Origin of the sequence: Arthrobacter sp. Soil763 (genome assembly GCF_001428365.1) — a bacterium.
Lineage (GTDB): Bacteria > Actinomycetota > Actinomycetes > Actinomycetales > Micrococcaceae > Arthrobacter.
The window spans coordinates 124,727-144,272 of sequence record NZ_LMSH01000004.1; the positions used below are offsets into that span (position 1 = coordinate 124,727).

Below are 19,546 nucleotides of genomic sequence, written 5' to 3' on the forward strand. Positions count from 1 at the left end.
GGCGGCGCTTCTGAGGCGGCGCCGCTCCCCGGGCAGGGTCAGTAGCGGCGGCGGTACACCGGGTCCAGCGATTCGGGCGGGACGCCCAGCATCTCCGCGGTGCGCTCGACCACGACGTCGTGCACGAGGTCCTGGAGTTCCTCGCGGCTGCCGCAGGCCTGTTCTACGACCCTGCGGTAGAGCGTGATGACCGGGCCGTCCTCCGCCGTCGCCGGCGTGTACTCGCCCATCGGGGCGGGGGTGCCCTCGGCGACCAGCTGTTCGAGGCCGGGCGGGATTTCCTCCACCGCGAAGCGCACCCCGTCCAGCGGCTTGCCCCAGATGTCGTGCAGGCGCTGGGCCGAATCCAGGACGAAATCATCGAACCGGTCCGAGCGGGTCCGGTAACCGGGCAGCGTGGGCAGCATCAATTCCCCGCGGAGGCCCCGGCCGTGCCGGTTCCTGCGGCGTTGCCGGAAGCTCTTCCCCTTGCTGCCGCTGCCGGCGGGGTCAGCCAACCGGACCGTAAAGCCGGAATCATGGTGCGATGACTGCATATCTCGACTCTAAACCCGGCGCCTGAATTCTGCGAGACGGCTGCCCTGCGGCCGTTCTTCCCGCCCGCATCAGCGGTCAACCGGTAAGCGGTTTCCGCCCGGACCAGCGTTTCAATGCGCGGCTGCAGCCCCCGGGCGGAGTAACCTGTGATGTCGTGGGTGCAATTCGTCAGTGTTCAAGGTCAGCCTGCCGCAATTCGGCGGTGGCGACTTTGACGTACGTCTATGCTGACTCCACGGCCGTCCTCGGACCACTGGCCACCTACGCGGAACCGCACTGCTACGACCTGTGCGAACAGCACGCCGACACCCTCACCGTGCCGCGCGGCTGGGAGGTCCTGCGGCTCGCCATGCCGGCCACGCCGCCCGGCCCCGGACCCGACGACCTGCTCGCCCTGGCCAACGCGGTCCGTGAAGCCGCCGCCCGGCCCGCAGCTGCGGAGCCCGCCCAGGGCCGGCGCGCCGCGCACCCGGCGCTGGAAGCCCCGGCCCCGGCCGAGGGAACCCGCCGGGGGCACCTGCGTGTCCTGCGCGAACCCTCCTGAGCGACGAACTGGCGGTAGGCTGGGAACCGAACTTTCCGAACGCCACCGGCGCCGTCGGCGCCGCCCCCAGGGAGCCTTTACCATGTCGCTGATCAGTCCCGAGCTGCTGTCCGTCCTGCGTTGCCCCGTGACCGGCTCCGCGCTGGTCCAGGAAGGCGAGGAACTCGTCGCCGCCGCCCCCGACGCCGAGGGCCGCCAACTGCGGTACGCAATCGAAGACGGCATCCCGCTGCTGCTCCCGCCGGAACTGCTCGCGGCGGCCACCGCCGCCCCCTCCGACCAGCACGACGGCGGCCGCAGCGGCGGCCGCCACGCCGCGGAGTAGGCACCCGGCGGCGCGGCAGCCGCCCATCGGAGTCCGCCTCGGCTCCGAACCACTCCCAGCCCCACGCTTCCATTCCGGCTAGTACAAAGGATTCCCATGACCTTCGATTACAAGATCGCCGACATTTCCCTGGCCGAAGCCGGCCGGCACCAGATCCGCCTCGCCGAGCATGAGATGCCGGGCCTGATGGCCCTGCGCGAAGAATTCGGCGCGAGCCAGCCGCTGAAGGGCGCCCGGATCGCCGGGTCGCTGCACATGACCGTGCAGACTGCCGTCCTGATCGAGACCCTTACCGCCCTGGGCGCCGAGGTCCGCTGGGCCTCCTGCAACATCTTCTCCACCCAGAACGAGGCAGCCGCCGCCGTCGTCGTGGGCCAGGGCACCGTCGAGGACCCGCAGGGCGTGCCGGTGTTCGCCTGGAAGGGCGAGACCCTCGAGGAATACTGGTGGACCGCCGAACAGATCCTGACCTGGCCCGGCGCGGACGAAAACCCGGACCTGGGCCCGAACATGATCCTCGACGACGGCGGCGACGCCACCATGCTGGTGCACAAGGGCGCCGAGTTCGAAGCCCTCGGCGCCGTGCCCGCCGCCGGCGACGACGAATCTGAGGAAGGCCGCGTCTTCCTCGAGGTGCTCCGCGCCTCGCTGCAGAAGGACCCGCAGAAGTGGACCCGGATCGGTTCCCGTCTGCTCGGGGTCACCGAGGAAACCACCACCGGCGTCCACCGCCTCTACCAGCTCGCCGAGCAGGGCAAGCTGCTGTTCCCGGCGATCAACGTCAACGACTCCGTCACGAAGAGCAAGTTTGACAACAAGTACGGCATCCGCCACTCGCTCCCGGACGGCATCAACCGCGCCACCGATGTGCTCATGGGCGGCAAGGTCGCCGTCGTCTGCGGTTACGGCGACGTCGGCAAGGGCGCGGCCGAGGCCTTCCGCGGCCAGGGCTCGCGCGTGATCGTCACCGAGATCGACCCGATCTGCGCGCTGCAGGCAGCCATGGACGGCTACCAGGTGGCCACGCTGGAGAGCGTCCTGGCCGAGGGCCACATCTTCATCACCACCACCGGCAACAAGGACGTCATCATGGCCGAACACATGGCCGGGATGCGCGACAAGGCGATCGTGGGCAACATCGGCCACTTCGACAACGAGATCGACATGGCCGGTCTGGCCCGGATCCCCGGCATCCAGAAGGTAGAGATCAAGCCGCAGGTGCACGAATGGGTCTTCGACGCCGGCACGGACGAGCAGCGCTCCATCATCGTGCTCTCCGAGGGCCGCCTGCTGAACCTCGGCAACGCCACCGGCCACCCCTCCTTCGTCATGAGCAACTCCTTCGCGAACCAGACCATCGCGCAGATCGAACTGTTCACCAAGGCAGGACAGCCGGAGGGGGAGCGCGAATACGACAAGCAGGTCTACGTGCTGCCGAAGATCCTCGACGAGAAGGTCGCCCGGCTCCACCTCGAAGCCCTCGGCGCGGAACTGACCGAGCTCACCAAGGAACAGGCCGCCTACCTGGACCTCGACCCCGCCGGCCCCTTCAAGCCGGAGCACTACCGCTACTAGCAGCACGCCCGGCGGGCGGCGCGGTTGCGAAAAGGGGGTTCCGGACCTGCTGGTGCGGAGCCCCCTTTTTCGTAACCGGATCGTGCCGCAGCCTGCGGCTGCCACCGCCGGAACGTCGCCTATGCTGGCAGGGTAACGCCTGCATCGGCGGTGCCCGTGGAGGCCAGGAGCGCCCGCCACCCAGCCGATGTCCGAGGCCCGGAAGGACCGAGTATTGTGAACGCCCCCAAACGCTGGAGTACCGGCCGGAAAGCCGCCGTGCTGGCTGCAGCGTGCGCCCTGGCCGCCGGAGGCGGCGTCTTCGCCGCGGCCGGGCCGCTGGCCCACCCGTCCTTCGCCTCCGAGGCCGCCACCCCGGAGCGGTCGACCCAGGGGCTGGCCTTTCCCGTCGTGCCGCCGCTCCAGCTCGCCGCGGCACCCGCGGACTCCGCCGTGCAGGTCAACCCGGCCGCGCCGGTGACCCTGAAGGTCGGCAACGGGCGGATCGAGCGCGCCGCCCTGACCAGCGAAGCGGGCAAGGCCGTGACCGGAACGCTCGCCGCCGACGGCTCCACGTGGGCCGCCACCGGGCCGCTGGACTTCAACACCCGCTACACCTACAGCTACTCCGTCGTCGACGCGGCGGGCCGCAGCACGGACGCCACCCGCAGCTTCACGACCGTGACCACCGCGAACGAGGCGGACGCAGCCATCTACCCGCTGGACGGCATGAAGGTGGGCGTGGCGCAGCCGCTTCAGCTGACCTTCAGCGAACCGGTGCTCAACCGCGCCGCCGTGGAGAAAGCGATCAAGGTCCGCTCCACGTCCGGCCAGCCCGGGGACTTCCACTGGTACAGCAACACCATGGTCCGGTACCGGCCGCAGACCTTCTGGGCGGCCAACAGCACGGTCACGATGGACATCAAGCTCTTCGGCGTCGACCTGGGCAAGGGGCAGATCGGCAACTTCAACAAGGTCGTCACCGTGCACATCGGCGACAAGAAGATCGCCTACGCCGACGCCAAGGCCCACACCTTCACCGCCACCATCAACGGCCGGAAGGTCGGCCAGTGGCCCGCGACCCTGGGCGACACCAGGTTCCCCTCGGCCCGGGGCTACCTGGTCTTCATGGAGAAGTACCGGGTGGAGCACATGGACGCCTCCACGATCGGGCTCAAACCGGGGGACCCGGCCTACTACGGCCAGTTGGACGTCAACTACGCCACCCGGCTGACCCCCAGCGGCGAGTTCATCCACCAGGCCACCGACTCCGCGATGCCGTTCCTCGGCAAGGCGAACCTCTCCCACGGCTGCGTCGGCCTGGGCCCCGCCGGGGCGAAGTGGGTTTTTGAGAACATGACCACCGGCGACGTGGTCCAGGTAGTCAACACCGAGGGTGACTACGCCGCCTTCGACGACGGGTTCGGGGACTGGAACATCCCCTGGGCCAAGTACGCCAACTGATCAGGACGGACGAATAATCATGGGGACCGGGGGCGCCGCGCGCGGCGGACGCAGTAACACAGGCAAGATGCTGGCGGTGGCAGGGCTCTGCCTGGCCGTCGGCGCCGGCGGAATCGGCGTCGCCACCGCACCGGTCTGGGCGGACAGCGAGCTGCCCTCGGAAGCGGCATCGCCGCTGCGCAACGTCGCCGGCCTGGCCGCCCCGGTGGTCAAACCCGTCGAACTCGGCGTCACGCCGACCGACGGCGCCCGGGACGTCAACCCGGCGTCGCTCCCCGCGGTCAAGGCCGTCAACGGCGCCGTCAAGGACGTGGTGCTGCAGTCCGAGAGCGGCGCCCCGGTCCCCGGGACGGTGAGCGCCGACGGTTCCACCTGGACCGCGGGGGAGCCCCTGGACTTCAACACCCGGTACAGCTACCGCTTCACCATCGTCGACGGCGCCGGCCGGGAAACGACGAAGGAACAAAGCTTCGCGACCGTCGGCACGGCCAATGAGGCGGACGCCGCCGTTTATCCCCTCGACGGGAGCACCATTGGCGCCGGGCAGCCGATCGAGATCGTCTTCAGCGAACCGGTCCTGAACAAGACGGCCATGGAGAAGGCCGTCGCCGTCAAGGTTTCGTCGCGCCAGGCCGTCGCCTGGCGCTGGTATTCGGACCGCCGCGTCCGGATCCGGCCGGAGAAGTTCTGGGCCGCGAACACCAAAATCACGGTGGACCTTAAGCTCTTCGGCGTCGACTTCGGCAATGGCATGGTCGGCAACTCCAACGTCCCGGTCTCCTTCACGGTCGGGCCGCAGCGGATCGCCGTCGTGGACGACGTCACCAAGACCATGAAGGTGTACTTCAACGGGAAGCTGGTCCGCACGGCGCCGGTCACCCTCGGCGGCGAGGACTGGCTCTCGCCCTCCGGCTATGCGGTCATCATGGAGCAGGAGCGCCGGTCCAAATTCAACGCCGGCAGCATCGGGCTCAAGCCCGGCGACAAGGGCTACTACCCGCCGCTGACGGTCGAGTACGCGAACCGGCTGACGACCTCGGGAGTCTACGTCCACCAGGCGCTGAAGTCTGCCTGGGGCGCGGTGGGCCGGTTCAACGTCTCGCACGGCTGCGTCGGGCTGCTGCCCGCGGACGCCCAGTGGTTCTTCAGCAACATGAAGACCGGCGACGTCGTCCAGACCCTGAATACCGGGGCCGCGCCGGTGGAACCGCTCGAAGGGTTCGGCGACTGGAACATCCCCTGGGCGCAGTACGCCAAACGCTGATTGTCGGTCCGGCGGGCCGCGCTTCGGCGCGCCGCGGTCAGCGGCTGCGGGCGTGCGGCAGCCGGCGGAGCCGGGCGCCCAGGCGCGTGCTGCGCTCCCGTGCCGCCTCCAGCCGGCCCAGCTCGCGCCGGCTGCGTTCGCCCAGGACTGCCGCCAGGTAGTCCTCCGGCCCCGTTCCGGCCGGCGGCGGGGGAGCGACATGGGCGGCGACCTCGGTGGCCAGCGACTGCGCCAGCGCAGCGCGGGAGGCCGGGGCCATCCGGCCGGCCTGGCGCAGGAAGAGCGAGGCCCGCCGGGCCGCAGCATCCGGAATCCGGCCGATGTCCGCGGCCGCCACCCACGGCTGCAGCTGGTATGGAACCCGGTGCAGCACCGGCGGTTCGGCCCGCACCCGGCGCCGCAGCGCGTAGGTCCCCGCCACGAGGTCCCCGAGCCGCTTTGACTTGCCGTTGAACAGCGCAACGGCCACCGCCAGGCCCCCGAGCGTGGCATAAATCTCCAGGAAACCGACCAGCCCCCGGATCAGTGCGTGCCGGAAACGGATGGAGCCGCCGTCGTCGCGCACAATCCGCAGCCCGGTGGCCAGCTTGCCGACCGAGAGGCCGCGGCTGAGCGTCTCCACGCCGACCGGGACCACCACGAAGCTGAACACGACCGCCACCGTGAACAGGGCACGGAGGGCGGCGTCATCCAGTTTGGGGGCGGCCGCGGCGACCAGGGACACTATGATCCAGAGCAGGGCAACATTCACCACAACATCGAGCAGCAGCCCCAGTGCACGGGCCGCGAACGACGCCGGACGCAGCTCAAGGACGACGGCCTCGCCGGTGATGATTGAACTCAATGCGGCCCCCGCTCCTCTGCCAGTCAGGCACAGTCTAACCACCCTCCGCGGCAGGCTTGGGGGTGGGGCTATGGTGGTGCCGTGGACATCGAGGCGTTCGCCCTGGTCAACGGGGCCAAGTGGGCCAGGCTGCACGCCCTGGCGCACCAGCGCAGGCTCAGCGGCGCGGACGCCGACGAACTGCTCCGGCTCTACCAGGAGGCATCGGCGGACCTGTCGCTGCTGCGGTCCCTGGAACCGGAGAGCACACTTTCCTCGTCGCTTTCAGCCACCCTGGCCCAGGCCCGCACCCGGTTCACGGGCGCCCGGTCCAACTTCACCGAAGACCTGGCCCGGTTCTTCGTCATCGCCCTGCCCGCCGCCCTGTACCGGATCCGCTGGCTGACCCTGTGGTGCGGGCTGGCCTTCTGCCTGATCGCCGCGGCCTACGCGGCCTGGATCGGTACATCCCCGGAGGCGCTGCGCGCACTGGGCTCGGATGCGCAGGTCCGCCGCTACGTGGACGAGGACTTCATCGACTACTACTCCGAGAACCCTGCCGCGTCCTTCGCCGGCCTGGTCTGGACCAACAACGCCTGGATCGCCGCCCAGGCGGTGGCCCTGGGGATCACCGGGTTCTGGGTCCCGATGATCCTGGTGGCGAACGCGCAGGGCGTGGGCGTCGCCGCCGGAGTCTTCGCCGCCACCGGCAAGCTCGACGTCTTCTTCAGCTACATCCTGCCGCACGGGCTGATGGAACTGACGGCGGTATTCGTCGCCAGCGCGGCGGGCCTGCGGATCTTCTGGGCCGCCGTGGCGCCCGGACCGTACCGCCGCTCGCAGGCGATTGCCGCCGAGGGCCGGTCGCTCGTCACGGTCGCCCTTGGGCTGGTCCTGGTGCTGCTGGTCTCCGGCGTGGTCGAAGGGTTCGTGACCCCCAGCGGGCTTCCGGTCTGGGCCAAGATCACCATCGGCGCCGGGGTCCTGGCCGGCTACTGGTTCTACGTCCTGCGCTACGGCGGCGCGGCCCACCGCGCCGGGGCCCGCGGGGACCTCGACGGCGGCGACGCCGGCTACGCCGAAATATCCGCCTGAATCGGCCCGACCCCGGGGTGGCACCTCGCCCGGGCTAAGGCGCGGACGGTAGGCTCGGTGTCAGATATGTGGCGGTGCCGGGCCCAGCCCCCGGCAGCGCGGAACCCTACGGAAGCGAAGCTGCAGTGACTGAACAGAGTCCCACCCCTCCGAACCGGCAGGATCCGGAGACGGACCCTGCCGGGGACACCGACGAGCCCGCCTTCGAATGGATGAAGCCGGCAGCCGGCAAGCGCGCCGGAACGCCCGAGGCCGGAACGCCTGAGGCCGCGGCTGATTCCGGCCGGGCCCCCGACGCCGCATCCCCCGAGGCCGCGGCGCCTGCCGCGGCCGCTTCCCGCCCGGGACCGGCTGGAAATGCGGCCGCTCCGGCGGCGGCCAGCCGGGAGAGCGCGGCAGGCTCCGCTCTGACCGGGCCCGGCGAACGGCAGGGCCGCCGCGCCGACCGCAGGGCAGTGGATGCCGCGCCCGCCGGCCGGAACGAAGCGGTCTTCAACGAGTCGCTGCCGACCTCCGCGCTGCAGGTCCGGCCGCCGCAGGAGGAAGTGGAACGCCGCAACGCCGAACGCGAGCAGGCCGCCCGGGCCAAGCCGGTGGCGCCGCGCGTGATGCAAGTAATCCTGGCTGTCTGCTTCCCGATCATCCTGCTGGTCGTGGCCGTCCGCGCCGTGACCAGCCCGCTCTTCCTCTGGGTTGAGTACAACCGGCCCGGCTTTCCCGGCGACGGGTACGGCTTCAACACCGATGACCGGATGACCTACGGCTCCTACGCCGTCGACTACCTCGGCAACTGGTCCGGCCCGCGGTACCTCGGCGAACTCGTCAACCGCTCCGGCGAGCCTCTCTTCCGGGAGGGCGAGGTCAGCCACATGGCCGACGTCAAACTCGTCATCCTGTCCGCTTTCGGCGCCGGCGTCCTGCTGGCCCTGCTGAGCCTGATCGCCATCCTCTACCTGCGCCGCCGCAGCACGGGAGGGGTCCGCCGCGGCCTCTTCGCCGGGTCGATCGTGACCCTGGTGCTCATCATCGGCCTTGGCGTGCTCGCGGTGCTCGGCTGGGAGCAGTTCTTCACCGACTTCCACCGCATCTTCTTCGCCAACGGCACCTGGACCTTTGCCCTGTCGGACACCCTGATCCGGCTGTTCCCCGGCCAATTCTGGGTGGACGCGGGAATCGTGATCGGCGCCCTGGTGCTGATCGCATCGCTGCTCACCCTGATCCTCACCTGGCCGACCCGTCGCCGCCGCGGCCTGCCGCCGCGCACCCGTAAAGCGGCCGCGGCCGCCGATCCGGAGGCAGGCTCCTTCGACGGGGCCAACGCCGCCGACGGGGCCGCCGCCGGCGAGGCCGCCGGGCCCAGGGGCCGCCGCTTCAAGCGTGCCCAGCACGGCGCCGGAGACGCGACCGCCACGCCCGGCACCGGTGACGACAGCCATGCCACCCCTACGGAAACCGCCGCCAGAGAGCGCCACACGGCCGGAGAGCGCCCCGGTTCCGCGGAACGACCCGCCTCCGCTACGACCGCGGCCGACGGCGCCTCGTCGCCGGAGCCCGCCACGGCCGCGGACCGGAAACCGCAGTAGGCAAGCCGGCGGGGCCCGGCGGGAGGTTGGCCCCGGCCGGCTCCCGCCCGGCCCGCACGGCCTCCGCAGGAGCACGGACGCACAAGAGCGGCCGGCACACCCGTGCCGGCCGCTCTTGCGTTTCCTGCGGGACGCCCGCGGCCGGCCCGGCCTAGCCGTAGATCCGGTTGATCTGCGCTTCGAAGTCCCGCACCACGGCGGCGCGCTTGAGTTTCAGCGACGGGGTCAGATGCCCGGACTCGACGGTGAAGTCGGCGTCGAGCACGACGAAGCTGCGGATCGACTCGGCCTTGGACACGAGGGTGTTCGCGTCGTCGATGGAGGCCTGGATGGCCGCGCGGATGCGGTCGTCCTGCGCCGCCTCGGCGGGCCCCATGGCGGGGAGGCGGTGCGCGGCGCACCAGTTTTCCAGCCCCTCGGGATCCAGATTGACCAGGGCCGAGACGAACGGCCGCCCGTCGCCGACCACCACCGCCTGGGCCACGAGCTGGTGCTCGCGGATCTTTTCCTCCAGCGGCCCGGGGGCCACATTCTTCCCGCCCGCGGTGACCAGCAGGTCCTTCTTGCGGCCGGTGATGGTCAGGAAGCCGTCCGCGTCGAGGCTGCCCAGGTCTCCGGTGCGGAAGAACCCGTCCACGAACGCCTCGGCGTTGGCCGCCGCGTTGGCGTGGTAGCCCTTGAAGACGCCGATGCCCTTGACCAGGATCTCGCCGTCGTCGGCGATCCGGATGGTGGTGCCCGGAACCGGAATGCCTACCGTCCCGACCTTGGTCCGCGAGGGGATATTGGCCGTGCACGGCGCCGTCGTTTCCGTCAGCCCGTAGCCCTCCAGCACCGGCACTCCGGCGCCCCGGAAGAAGTGCGCGTCGTGGGCGCTGAGCGGGCTCGCCCCGGACACGGTGTAGCCGAGGCTGCCGCCGAACGCCTGCCGGAGCTTGGGATAGAGCAACCGGTCAAACAGGCGGTGCCGGGCGCGCAGCCCCCAGCCGGGGCCGGGTCCCTCGCCGCGGGCGGCGGCGTCGAGGGCCTGCGAATATCCGACGGCGACGGCGGCGGCCGCCCCGAAGAGCCGTTCCTTGCCGGCCTGGGCCGCCTTCTGGGCGGCGCCCGCATAGACCTTCTCGAAGATCCGGGGCACCACCAGCAGGAACGTGGGCTTGAAGGTGCCCAGGTCCTCGAGCAGTTCCTTGGCGCTGGAGGTGTGGCCCAGCGTGGTGCCGGCACTGAGGCAGACGACCTGCACGGCGCGGGCCAGGACGTGGGCCAGCGGCAGGAACATCAGGGTCCGGGTGTGCTCCTGCAGCAGGATCTCCTGCAGGAACAGGACAATGTTCTTCGCGACGAGCGCGAAATTGCCGTGCGTGATCTCGCAGCCTTTGGGACGGCCCGTGGTGCCGGAGGTGTAGACCAGGGAGGCGACGTCGTCGAGCCCGGCCATGCTGCGGTGCCGTTCCAGCTCGGCGTCGCTGACGCCGCTGCCGGCGGCCGCCAGGCTGGCGAGGTTGGGGGCGTCGCCGTCGTAGTCCATCCGCACGACGCCGAGCACGCGGCCGGCCAGCAGCGCCGAGGCGTCCACCACGCCGTGGACGAGGGCGGCCTTCGCCCGGTCCTCGACGAAGACGTGCCGGGCGCCGGAGTCGTGCAGGATCCATTCGACCTGGCTGGCGGAGGAGGTCTCGTACACCGGAACGGTGACACCGCCGGCGAACCAGATCGCGAAGTCCACCACGGTCCATTCGTAGCGGGTGGCGGACATGACCGCGACCGTGTCGCCGGGTGCGAGCCCGCCGGCAATCAGCCCCTTGGCCAGGGCCCGGACCTGGTCCAGGAACTGCCCGGCGGGCACATCGGTCCACCCGGAAGGCCCCTTGCGGGCATAGAGCGCGTGGCCGGGATCCTTGGCGGCTTGCTCCAGCAGCAGGTCCGTCACGTTGCTTTCCGGGTCCAGCTCCACGAGCAGCCCGGTGCTAGCTTCTCTCACAACCCAAAGTCTCCCGTTCCGGTCCGCGGCCCGGTGGTCGCGGCATCCGCTAGTAATCCTGCCCTAGATCCAGGAGGGCATCCACATCCGGAGCCGCCAGTCCTGGTACGTGATCAGCTCCGCGGTCCACACCGGGTAGAAGAACGCCGACAACAGCACGGCCGCCACCACGAACAGCGCCACCAGGAACAGCCCGGAGCGGCGGCGCCAGAGCGGGTCCGTGCGGCGGCCCAGGACCAGGCCCAGGCAGTACACGAGGGCCAGGATCAGGAACGGTTCGAAGGACACCGCATAGAAGAAGAACATGGTGCGTTCCGGATACATGAACCAGGGCAGGTACCCGGCGCCGACGGAGGCCAGGATGGCTCCGGCGCGCCAGTCGCGGCGCCCCGCCCACCAGAACAGCAGGATGCCGAGGCTGACCGCGGCGCTCCACCAGATCAGCGGATTGCCGACCGAGAGGATCGCCGAGGTGCAGCTGGGCAGCTCGCAGCCTTCGGAGCCCTGTTTGGCTGATTCGTAGAAGAACGACGTCGGCCGGCCCAGCACCAGCCAGCTCCAGGCGCTCGCCTCGTAGGGGTGCTCCGCGCTCAGGCCCTGGTGGAACTTGTACGCCTCGAGGTGGTAGTGGGCCAGGGACCGGAGCGAATCGGGGATCCAGCCCCACGCGGCTGACGGATTGGCCTCGGCCCAGTGCCGGAAGTAGGCGTTGCCGGAGCGGAACCAGCCGGCCCAGGTGGCGGTGTAGACCAGCCCCGCGACCGGAACCATGCTCAGGAACGCCACGATCCCGTCCTTGAGGATGCCGCCGCTGATCCAGCCGTGCACCCCGGCGATGCGGCGCGTGCTGAGGTCCCAGAGGACGGTCAGCAGCCCGAAGCCGGCCAGGAAGAACAGGGCGGACCACTTGGTGCCGACGGCCAGGCCCAGGCACACCCCCGCGGCGATCCGCCACCAGCGGATCCCCAGCCACGGGCCGGCGGCGAGCTGCAGCCGGGAGGGGACGCCGTCGGCGGACGCTGCGGCCTGCCGGCCGAGCCGCACCGCGAGCCTGCGGCGGCCGTCGTCGCGGTCCATCAGTAGCGCCCCGAAGGCCGCCAGGACCCAGAACATGAGGAAGATGTCCAGCAGCGAGGTCCGGGACATCACCAGGTGGTGGCCGTCCACCGCCAGCAGCACCCCGGCCACCGCACCGAGGGTGAGCGAGCGGAACAGTTTCTGCGCCACCAGGGCGAGCAGGAAGATCGAGAGCGTGCCGGTCAGGGCGGCGCCGAAGCGCCAGCCGAAGGGGTTGTCCGGGCCGAAGAGCCACATCCCGGCCGCGATCATCCATTTGCCGACGGGCGGATGCACGACGTATTCGGGGCTGTCCAGCAGCACCCCCGGGTTGCCGGCGATGAAGGCGTCGTTGGCTTTCTCCGGCCAGGCCCGCTCGTAGCCGCTGACCAGCAGGGAGTACCCGTCTTTGACGTAGTAGGTTTCGTCGAAGACCAGCTTGTGCGGCACGTCCAGGCGGACGAAGCGCAGGATGCCGCCGAGCAGCGCGGTCAGGGCGGGGATGAGCCAGAACCAGAGGCGCAGCGACGGCGGGTAGTCCCGCCAGCTGCGGAGGCTGCCGATCAGCCGCTCCTGCAGCGCCTCGACGGTGTACGCCTCTCCCGGCCGGGCGATCCAGCGGTGCCCCTCGAGGTTGCGCCTGGTGCCGTGGGGGTGGCTGATGCCGTCCGGGCGGGCAGCGGCGGGCGGCGCCGATGCGGCTGAACCGGGCCCGGCAGGCCGCATGGGGGTCTGCGTCACCCTGCCATGCTACCGTCGCCCGCCGCAATCGAGGGCCGGGCCCGTCGGGCCGCGCGCCCGGCGGCAGTAGGCTGGTGGTGTGGATTCCGATCAGAGCACTTCCCCCGCGCCCGCCTCCGAGAACGCCGCTCCGGCAGAAACAGCCCCGGCAGACGCTGCGCAGGCGGCCGGCGGCCCGGGCCGGATCGTCCTGGCCGCCACCCCGATCGGCAACGTCGGCGACGCTTCCGCCCGGCTGATCGAACTGCTTGAGACAGCGGATATCGTCGCGGCCGAGGACACCCGGCGTCTGCACCGGCTGGTACAGAGCCTCGGCGTCACCGTGGCCGGGCGCGTGATCAGCTACCACGAGCACAACGAGGCGGCGAAGACCGCGGACCTGCTGGACCAGGTGCGTTCCGGCAAGACGCTGGTCATGGTGACCGACGCCGGCATGCCCTCGGTTTCGGACCCCGGTTTCCGACTGGTGGAAGGCGCTGTCGCGGCCGGCCTGACGGTCACCGCCGTGCCCGGCCCGTCCGCCGTGCTGACCGCCCTGGCGCTGTCCGGCCTGCCGACGGACCGTTTCTGTTTCGAAGGCTTCCTGCCGCGGAAGGCCGGGGAACGCGCCTCGCGGCTGGCGGACCTCGACGCCGAGCGGCGGACGATGGTGTTCTTCGAGGCCCCGCACCGGCTTGAGCCCATGCTCCGCGCCTTGCACGAGCGGTTCGGCGCCGACCGGCGCGCCGCGGTCTGCCGCGAACTGACCAAAACTTACGAGGAAGTCATCCGCGGCACCCTGCGGGAGTTGCTGGAATGGGCCGAAACCAATGAGGTGCGCGGCGAGATCGCCGTCGTCGTCGGCGGCGCGCCGGAGCGCGAGCCCGGCAGGCCGGAAGACCACGTTGCCGCCGTCAACGCGCTGATCGCGCAGGGCATCCGGCTCAAGGAAGCCGTCGCCGCCGTCGCCGACGACACCCGGGTCAGCAAGCGGGAGCTCTACGCGGCCGTCCTCGCCGCCCGCTAGGGCCGCCGGCCGCCCGATCGACGCCCCGGCCCCGCCTTGGCACAGGCTTGCCGTGCTTGTGCAGCTGCACAGCGGAAGGCGCCGCGCCTAGTGCGCGCAAGCGTAGACACCCCGAAGAATCCGGCAGTACCGTGGCAGTAGCCCGGCCCCGCGGCACCAGCCGCGCGGAGCCGTCCAGAAATTCCGAACCCATTGCTGACGAGGGAGTCATTGTGACTGTAACTGCCCAGCCCACCGTTACCGCGGAGCGTGAGGCCGCGCTGCTGGCCTCCGTGCCGACGGGCCTGCTGATCGACGGACAGTGGCGTCCGGCCGCGTCCGGGAAGACCTTCAATGTGGAGGATCCGGCGACCGGGAAGGTGCTGCTGAGCCTGGCCGACGCCGGCCCCGAGGACGGCGCGGCCGCCCTCGACGCTGCCGCCGCTGCGCAGGAGTCCTGGGCCAAGGTCCCGCCGCGGGAGCGCGGCGAAATCCTGCGCCGCGCCTTCGACCTGGTCACCGAGCGGGCCGAGGACTTCGCCCTGCTGATGACCCTGGAGATGGGCAAGCCGCTGGCCGAAGCCCGCGGCGAGGTCACCTACGGCGCCGAGTTCCTGCGCTGGTTCTCCGAGGAAGCCGTCCGCGCGTTCGGCCGCTACTCGGTCTCCCCGGACGGGAAGTCCCGGCTCCTGGTGACCAAGAAGCCCGTAGGCCCCTGCCTGCTGATCACGCCGTGGAACTTCCCGCTGGCCATGGCCACCCGCAAGGTCGCCCCAGCGGTCGCCGCCGGCTGCACCATGGTGCTGAAGTCCGCGAACCTGACCCCGCTGACCTCGCAGCTCTTCGCCGCCGTCATGCTCGAAGCCGGGCTCCCGGCCGGCGTGCTGAACCTGATCCCGACCTCCACCGCCGGCGCCACCACCGGCCCGCTGGTCAAGGACTCCCGGCTCCGCAAGCTCTCCTTCACCGGCTCCACTGAGGTGGGCCGCCGCCTGCTCGCCGACGCGTCCGAGACGGTGCTGCGGACCTCGATGGAACTGGGCGGCAACGCCCCGTTCGTGGTGTTCGAGGACGCCGACCTCGACGCCGCCGTGGCCGGGGCGATGCTGGCGAAGCTGCGGAACATGGGCGAGGCCTGCACCGCGGCGAACCGGTTCATCGTGCACGAGTCCGTCGCGGACGAATTCGCGGAGAAGTTCGCCGCCAAGATGAAGGACATGACCACGGCCCGGGGCACCGAGGCCGAGTCCAAGGTCGGGCCGCTGATCGACGCCAAGAGCCGGGACAAGGTCCACGAGCTCGTCACGGACGCGGTGAACTCCGGTGCCGTGACGGTGCTCGGTGGCTCCGCCGTCGAGGGTCCGGGCTACTTCTACCAGCCCACGATCCTCAAAGGTGTCACCGAGGGCACGCGGATCCTGGCCGAGGAGATCTTCGGGCCCGTCGCCCCGATCATCACCTTCGACACCGAGGATGAAGCGGTCCGGCTGGCCAACAACACCGAATACGGCCTGGTGGCCTACGTCTTCACGAAGGACCTCAACCGCGGCCTGCGGATGGGCGAACGCCTCGAAACCGGCATGCTGGGCCTGAACGCCGGCGTCGTGTCCAACGCCGCCGCCCCGTTCGGCGGCGTCAAGCAGTCCGGCCTGGGCCGCGAAGGCGGCCTGGAAGGCATCGAGGAGTACCTCTACACCCAGTACGTCGGCATCGCCGACCCCTACGCCGGCTAGCGCCCGCGTAGCCTGCGCGCAGCGCCGCGGAGCCCGGACCCGGGCCGCGCGGCGCCGTTCCGCGTTTTCCCGGCCAATCCAGCCCGTCCGGCCAGTCCCGTGACCGCGAGGCGCGGCCCGGCGGCCCGGTGCCGCCAGCGGGCCGCGAGCGACGGCGGCAGCCAGAGCGCGCGCAGCCGCGCCCACCACGTGGCCCGCTCCCGCAGCCGGCGCCGAACCAGCAGGAGCCGGTCGGCGGCCGGATCCCCGGATGCGGGCGAGGCGTCGGGCCGGCCGTAGCGCCAGCGCTCAAAGTCACCGGTCAGCGCGGACACCGCGGCCGCCGCCTCGCCGTCACGGCTTCCGGGTCCGCCCAGCGCCGCGGATCCCCGGAGCCGGGCGGCGAAGTGCCGCGGGGTTTCGCTGGCGTGCGGCGGGACGCCGTAGTCGGCGGCGAGGTCCTGCAGTTCGTCCCATGCTGCCGCTGCCGCGTCCGGGCCGCCGGCGGCCTTGAGCCGGCGCCGCCGCATCCCCGCGCGCGCCAGGGCGGGGGAGGCCAGCAGCAGCGCCAGCAGGGCCGCAGCGCCGGTTGCGTACAACACCGGGACCAGCCGGCCGGCGGCCTGGTCGCCCTGTCCGACGGCGGGCACCGGCAGCGGTGCCGGAGCCGGCGCCGCTGAGGGCCGGGGGTCCGCCTCGGGAATCAGCCCGTCGTTGTTCTCGTTGGTGCTGGCTCCGCTCGGGGCCGAGGGCTCCGCGGCGTACGCGGGCACCACGCCGCGGGAAGGGGTCGGTTCAAAGGCCACCCAGCCCACGCCCTCAAAATACAACTCGGGCCAGGCGTGCGCGTCACGGGCATCAACCTCGTACTCGGGCAGGGCACCCCGCCCGGCCACCGATACCGTGGCCCCAGTGGCGCGGCCCGGCGCATACCCCACGGCGATCCGGCTGGGGATGCCCTCCAACCGGGCCATCACGGCCATGGCCGAGGAGAAATGGATGCAGTATCCGCTCTTCTGGGCCAGGAAGTCCGCCAGCACCGACAGGCCGTTGCCGTCGTAGCCGTTCTGCACAGGGGACTGGAGCGAGTAGCTGAATTCGGCGGAGCGCAGGTACGTCTGGATGGCCATCGCCTTGGCGTAGCTGGTGGTGCTGCCCGCGGTGACGGTCTCGGCGCGCTGGCGCACGATTGGCGGCACGTTGGCGGGGACCCGGGTAAAGGTCTCGGACACCCCCTCGGCCCCGGACCCCGCCTGGGCGAGCACAGCCCGGGAGAGCCGCGGAACGACGGACGTCACCACATACTGCTGGTTCCGGGAGTTCGTGTCCACGCCCTTGATGCTCAACGTTGCCGGGTCCCAGCTCCAGCGGCCGGTCAGGCCGTTCACCGACTCCGGGGCGTAGGGCACGGGCAGGTACGGGCTGGTGAACTGGCCTGCATTCACGGCGGTCACCACGCGCAGCTGTTCCTCGGCGGCGGAGTCGGTGCCGGGGTCCATCCGGCCGGTCCCGATCCGCCTGCCGGCGTCGCGGTCATCGGGGGACCACGCGTCGCCGTCGAAGTTGTCCACGGTGACCGAACGCAGGTACGGCGCCTGGGTGGCGCTGGTCGCGTAGGTGATCCGGCCGTCGCCGCTGGGGGCGCGGAGGTTGTTGCCCAGGCTGATCATGGGGTTCAGGCCGCTGGCCGATCCCCAGGGGTTCAGCCGCGAGCCCTGCGGGAAGAGGCCCTGGTCGAAGCCGGGGATGGCCAGCTGGAAAACCAGCGTCAGCACCAGGGCCGCGGCACCGGTGCAGGCGGCGCGGCGGAGCTGGCCGGGCCCGCGCGCGGTGTCCACCCGGGTCCGGGAGTTCGGGTGGAACCAGTGGCTGGCGGCGAGGATCGCCAGGTACCCCGCCGCGGCGGCCGCGAAGCCCAGCCACCCGACGCTCTGCGGCTTCACCATGGCTGGTACGACCAGGATGGCGAGGATCCCGAGGCCGCTGGTGGCCGGCAGCGCGAGCGGGACGGCGAGCGTGTCGACCAGGATCACCAGCAGGCCCAGCACGCCGCAGGCCAGCAGGACGATGCCGGCGTTGGGCGCCACCGGCGAGCTTTCGGCCAGCACGGTTTCGCTGGCACGGCGCAGGTACCGGGGCAGCTGGGCCACGGTGTCGGGAGAAGGGATGAACCCGGCAATGCTGTGCTGCCGGAAGAACGTGCTGGTCAGGACGAAGAGCAGGGCCGCCAGGCCGCCGGCGGCAACGACTACTCCGCGCAACCGCAGGGCCCGCAGGCCCGCCATCGCCATCGCCACGGCGACGACCGTGGTGAGTACGGACGGATACCACGCCCAGCCGCGCAGCACTCCGTTGAGTCCAAGCGCCGCGCCCGCGACGGCGGCGGCGACGGCCACGCCCATCACCCAGGGCTCGAGGCGCGCCGTGCGGCCGCCGCCGGGCGCGCCGGCGGAAACTTCGGGGCCCGCCCCGGACGGCCCCGGGGCCGTGCTGCGCTGCGCCGCCAGGGTCATCGCCGCACCTGCTCGGGCCGGACCCCGGGGGAGGGGCTGCCGGCCTCATCGAACGTCGACCACGCCGCCGGCAGGGGCGTCGCCGGGGACACGGCCACCGCACGCCAGCCGCCGCGCCGCAGGATCTCCAGTACGGCGGCGGCCTCCGCCGGCCGGTCGGTGGCCAGCAGGGCGAAGGCGTTGGCGCCGAAGCCGGCGGCCGGGGCCAGGGCCCGCGCCTCCGCCGTCGTCAGCCGTCCCAGTACCGCCAGGATGGGGCCCCGCAGCCGGTGCGCGGCGAGCTTGTCCATGAGCCGGTCATCGAAGGCTCCCGATTCGGCGTCCGGGGCGGCGTGGCGGGAGCCGCTGAGCTCGATGGCGGCCAGGCTCTCGGCGATGGACAGCAGGCCGCCGGCTCCGCTGTACTCGTCGGCCGCCGGTTCCGGTGCCGAGGGCGAATGCAGGAAGGCCGGCCCACCCGCCGCGTCGAGGCAGCGCAGCGCGTAGTTGCGTTCGGCGAGGTGGGCGCTGATGGACATCGCGGCGGTCACCGCCCACTCGAAGGTGTCGCTGCTGACCAGGTCATGGCCGTCGGCCCGGGACCCGCCGGAGACGTAGCCGGCGCCCTGGGCGTAAGCATGGAACCGCTGGTCCAGGATGATCGTGGCCTCCGGGGTCGTCACGGACTCCTCCTGCCGCACCATGAGGGAGCCGTGCCGGGCCGTTGCCGCCCAGTGCACCCGGCGCATGGGGTCGCCGTGGCGGTACTCGCGGGTCATCGCGTCGTCGTCGCTCGGGTTGGCCCGGATGCGCGTGGCCGTGACCCCGTCGTGGCCGCGGGCGCCGGCCAGCCCGGTCACCGGCAGGTCCACCGCGGCGGGCGTCACGGTGAGGACATCGCCGCCGTCGATCGCGTGCCGGTGCACGGAGAGCCCGAAGGGGTCGCTGAATTCCGCCGTGACCGGACCGATCAGGAACTGGCCGCGCTTGGCGCTGCGGAGCTGGTATTCGTAGCGGCTGGTCCCGCCGGCGGCGCTCCGGGCCGGGAAACGGAACACCGGGGAGTGGCCGAACCTGGCCGGCAGTTGCTCCTCCATCAGCGCCTGGCCGCTCCCGGGTCCGGTGCGGGCCACCGCCAGCCGGACGGTCGTCGTGGCCGAGGTCACCACCGGAGACGGATCAAACTCGCGGTACACCCGGAACCGCGGCTTGAGCACCCGGGTTCCGGCGAGGGAGAGCAGCGGCAGGATCAGGAGCAGCAGGGCCAGCGCCAGCAGGTCACGACGGCCCAGCAGCTGGGCGGCCAGCAGGGATGCGACGCCCGCGGCCAGCAGGCCCCAGCCGCGCGAGCTGAAGATGTGCCCCGGGAACCGGTCCAGCAACGCCACGG

The 19,546-nt window shown here is 71.5% G+C and carries 14 protein-coding genes and 1 pseudogene; 9 read left to right on the top strand and 6 right to left on the bottom strand.

From position 1 onward, the window contains the following. Positions 1–38: 38 nt before the first annotated feature. On the bottom strand, positions 39–536 hold the full coding sequence (locus tag ASG71_RS13675; protein WP_056740221.1) for a metallopeptidase family protein: 498 nt from the start codon (positions 534–536) through the stop codon (positions 39–41). Between the two features lie 155 nt (positions 537–691). Between ASG71_RS13675 and ASG71_RS13680 the strand changes: the two genes are divergently transcribed. From ASG71_RS13680 to ASG71_RS13700, 5 genes are all read left to right on the top strand, one after another. After that, positions 692–1,081: a DUF3499 domain-containing protein gene (locus tag ASG71_RS13680; RefSeq protein ID WP_056740224.1), complete on the top strand. Its 390-nt coding sequence runs from the start codon at positions 692–694 to the stop codon at positions 1,079–1,081. Between the two features lie 82 nt (positions 1,082–1,163). Then, the gene (locus tag ASG71_RS13685; protein ID WP_056740226.1) at positions 1,164–1,406 is read left to right on the top strand and encodes a Trm112 family protein; all 243 of its coding nucleotides are present in this window, start codon (positions 1,164–1,166) and stop codon (positions 1,404–1,406) included. Between the two features lie 96 nt (positions 1,407–1,502). Then, complete coding sequence (gene ahcY, locus ASG71_RS13690; RefSeq protein ID WP_056740228.1) at positions 1,503–2,981, top strand: adenosylhomocysteinase; 1,479 nt, start codon at positions 1,503–1,505, stop codon at positions 2,979–2,981. 216 nt (positions 2,982–3,197) lie between these two features. Then, the gene (locus ASG71_RS13695) at positions 3,198–4,424 is read left to right on the top strand and encodes a L,D-transpeptidase (RefSeq protein ID WP_235564102.1); all 1,227 of its coding nucleotides are present in this window, start codon (positions 3,198–3,200) and stop codon (positions 4,422–4,424) included. 67 nt (positions 4,425–4,491) lie between these two features. After that, a complete protein-coding gene (locus ASG71_RS13700) occupies positions 4,492–5,688 on the top strand; it encodes a L,D-transpeptidase (protein ID WP_235564103.1) in 1,197 nt (398 codons plus the stop codon). A gap of 37 nt (positions 5,689–5,725) precedes the next feature. Here the strand turns inward: ASG71_RS13700 and ASG71_RS13705 are convergent, their stop codons facing one another. After that, positions 5,726–6,532: an RDD family protein gene (locus ASG71_RS13705; protein WP_056740232.1), complete on the bottom strand. Its 807-nt coding sequence runs from the start codon at positions 6,530–6,532 to the stop codon at positions 5,726–5,728. An 81-nt stretch (positions 6,533–6,613) separates the two neighbouring features. Here ASG71_RS13705 and ASG71_RS13710 point away from each other — a divergent pair, with 81 nt between their 5' ends. Both ASG71_RS13710 and ASG71_RS13715 read left to right on the top strand, forming a co-directional pair. Continuing rightward, positions 6,614–7,606, top strand: coding sequence for a stage II sporulation protein M (locus ASG71_RS13710; protein ID WP_200948001.1), 993 nt, complete (start codon positions 6,614–6,616; stop codon positions 7,604–7,606). A 125-nt stretch (positions 7,607–7,731) separates the two neighbouring features. Next, a pseudogene (locus ASG71_RS13715) lies at positions 7,732–8,928 on the top strand (TIGR01906 family membrane protein); the annotation flags it as partial. A gap of 412 nt (positions 8,929–9,340) precedes the next feature. Here ASG71_RS13715 and ASG71_RS13720 read toward each other — a convergent pair. Together ASG71_RS13720 and ASG71_RS13725 are read right to left on the bottom strand one after the other, a co-directional pair. Then, positions 9,341–11,170 carry an AMP-dependent synthetase/ligase gene (locus ASG71_RS13720; RefSeq protein ID WP_056740234.1) on the bottom strand — a complete coding sequence of 610 codons (1,830 nt, stop codon included), beginning with the start codon at positions 11,168–11,170 and terminating at the stop codon, positions 9,341–9,343. Between the two features lie 63 nt (positions 11,171–11,233). Continuing rightward, on the bottom strand, positions 11,234–12,952 hold the full coding sequence (locus ASG71_RS13725) for a dolichyl-phosphate-mannose--protein mannosyltransferase (RefSeq protein ID WP_056740236.1): 1,719 nt from the start codon (positions 12,950–12,952) through the stop codon (positions 11,234–11,236). A gap of 94 nt (positions 12,953–13,046) precedes the next feature. Here ASG71_RS13725 and rsmI point away from each other — a divergent pair, with 94 nt between their 5' ends. Both rsmI and ASG71_RS13735 read left to right on the top strand, forming a co-directional pair. Continuing rightward, positions 13,047–13,973: a 16S rRNA (cytidine(1402)-2'-O)-methyltransferase gene (gene rsmI, locus ASG71_RS13730; protein ID WP_082575184.1), complete on the top strand. Its 927-nt coding sequence runs from the start codon at positions 13,047–13,049 to the stop codon at positions 13,971–13,973. A 212-nt stretch (positions 13,974–14,185) separates the two neighbouring features. Beyond that, complete coding sequence (locus tag ASG71_RS13735) at positions 14,186–15,685, top strand: NAD-dependent succinate-semialdehyde dehydrogenase (RefSeq protein ID WP_056740238.1); 1,500 nt, start codon at positions 14,186–14,188, stop codon at positions 15,683–15,685. Here ASG71_RS13735 and ASG71_RS13740 read toward each other — a convergent pair. Together ASG71_RS13740 and ASG71_RS13745 are read right to left on the bottom strand one after the other, a co-directional pair. After that, on the bottom strand, positions 15,682–18,177 hold the full coding sequence (locus tag ASG71_RS13740; RefSeq protein ID WP_056740240.1) for a DUF3488 and DUF4129 domain-containing transglutaminase family protein: 2,496 nt from the start codon (positions 18,175–18,177) through the stop codon (positions 15,682–15,684). The genes ASG71_RS13735 and ASG71_RS13740 overlap by 4 nt on opposite strands. Further along, positions 18,174–19,544 (bottom strand): DUF58 domain-containing protein, encoded by a 1,371-nt coding sequence (locus tag ASG71_RS13745; protein ID WP_056740242.1) that lies wholly within the window; start codon positions 19,542–19,544, stop codon positions 18,174–18,176. Before ASG71_RS13745 ends, ASG71_RS13740 begins: the two co-directional genes overlap by 4 nt. Positions 19,545–19,546: the final 2 nt, after the last annotated feature.

Bases quoted from the DNA above. Each gene is read 5' to 3' on its own strand.
- ASG71_RS13675 (WP_056740221.1), bottom strand. From the start codon at position 536: ATGCAGTCATCGCACCATGATTCCGGCTTTACGGTCCGGTTGGCTGAC.
- ASG71_RS13685 (WP_056740226.1), top strand. From the start codon at position 1,164: ATGTCGCTGATCAGTCCCGAGCTGCTGTCCGTCCTGCGTTGCCCCGTG.
- ahcY (WP_056740228.1), top strand. From the start codon at position 1,503: ATGACCTTCGATTACAAGATCGCCGACATTTCCCTGGCCGAAGCCGGC.
- ASG71_RS13700 (WP_235564103.1), top strand. From the start codon at position 4,492: ATGCTGGCGGTGGCAGGGCTCTGCCTGGCCGTCGGCGCCGGCGGAATC.
- ASG71_RS13725 (WP_056740236.1), bottom strand. From the start codon at position 12,952: ATGCGGCCTGCCGGGCCCGGTTCAGCCGCATCGGCGCCGCCCGCCGCT.
- ASG71_RS13740 (WP_056740240.1), bottom strand. From the start codon at position 18,177: ATGACCCTGGCGGCGCAGCGCAGCACGGCCCCGGGGCCGTCCGGGGCG.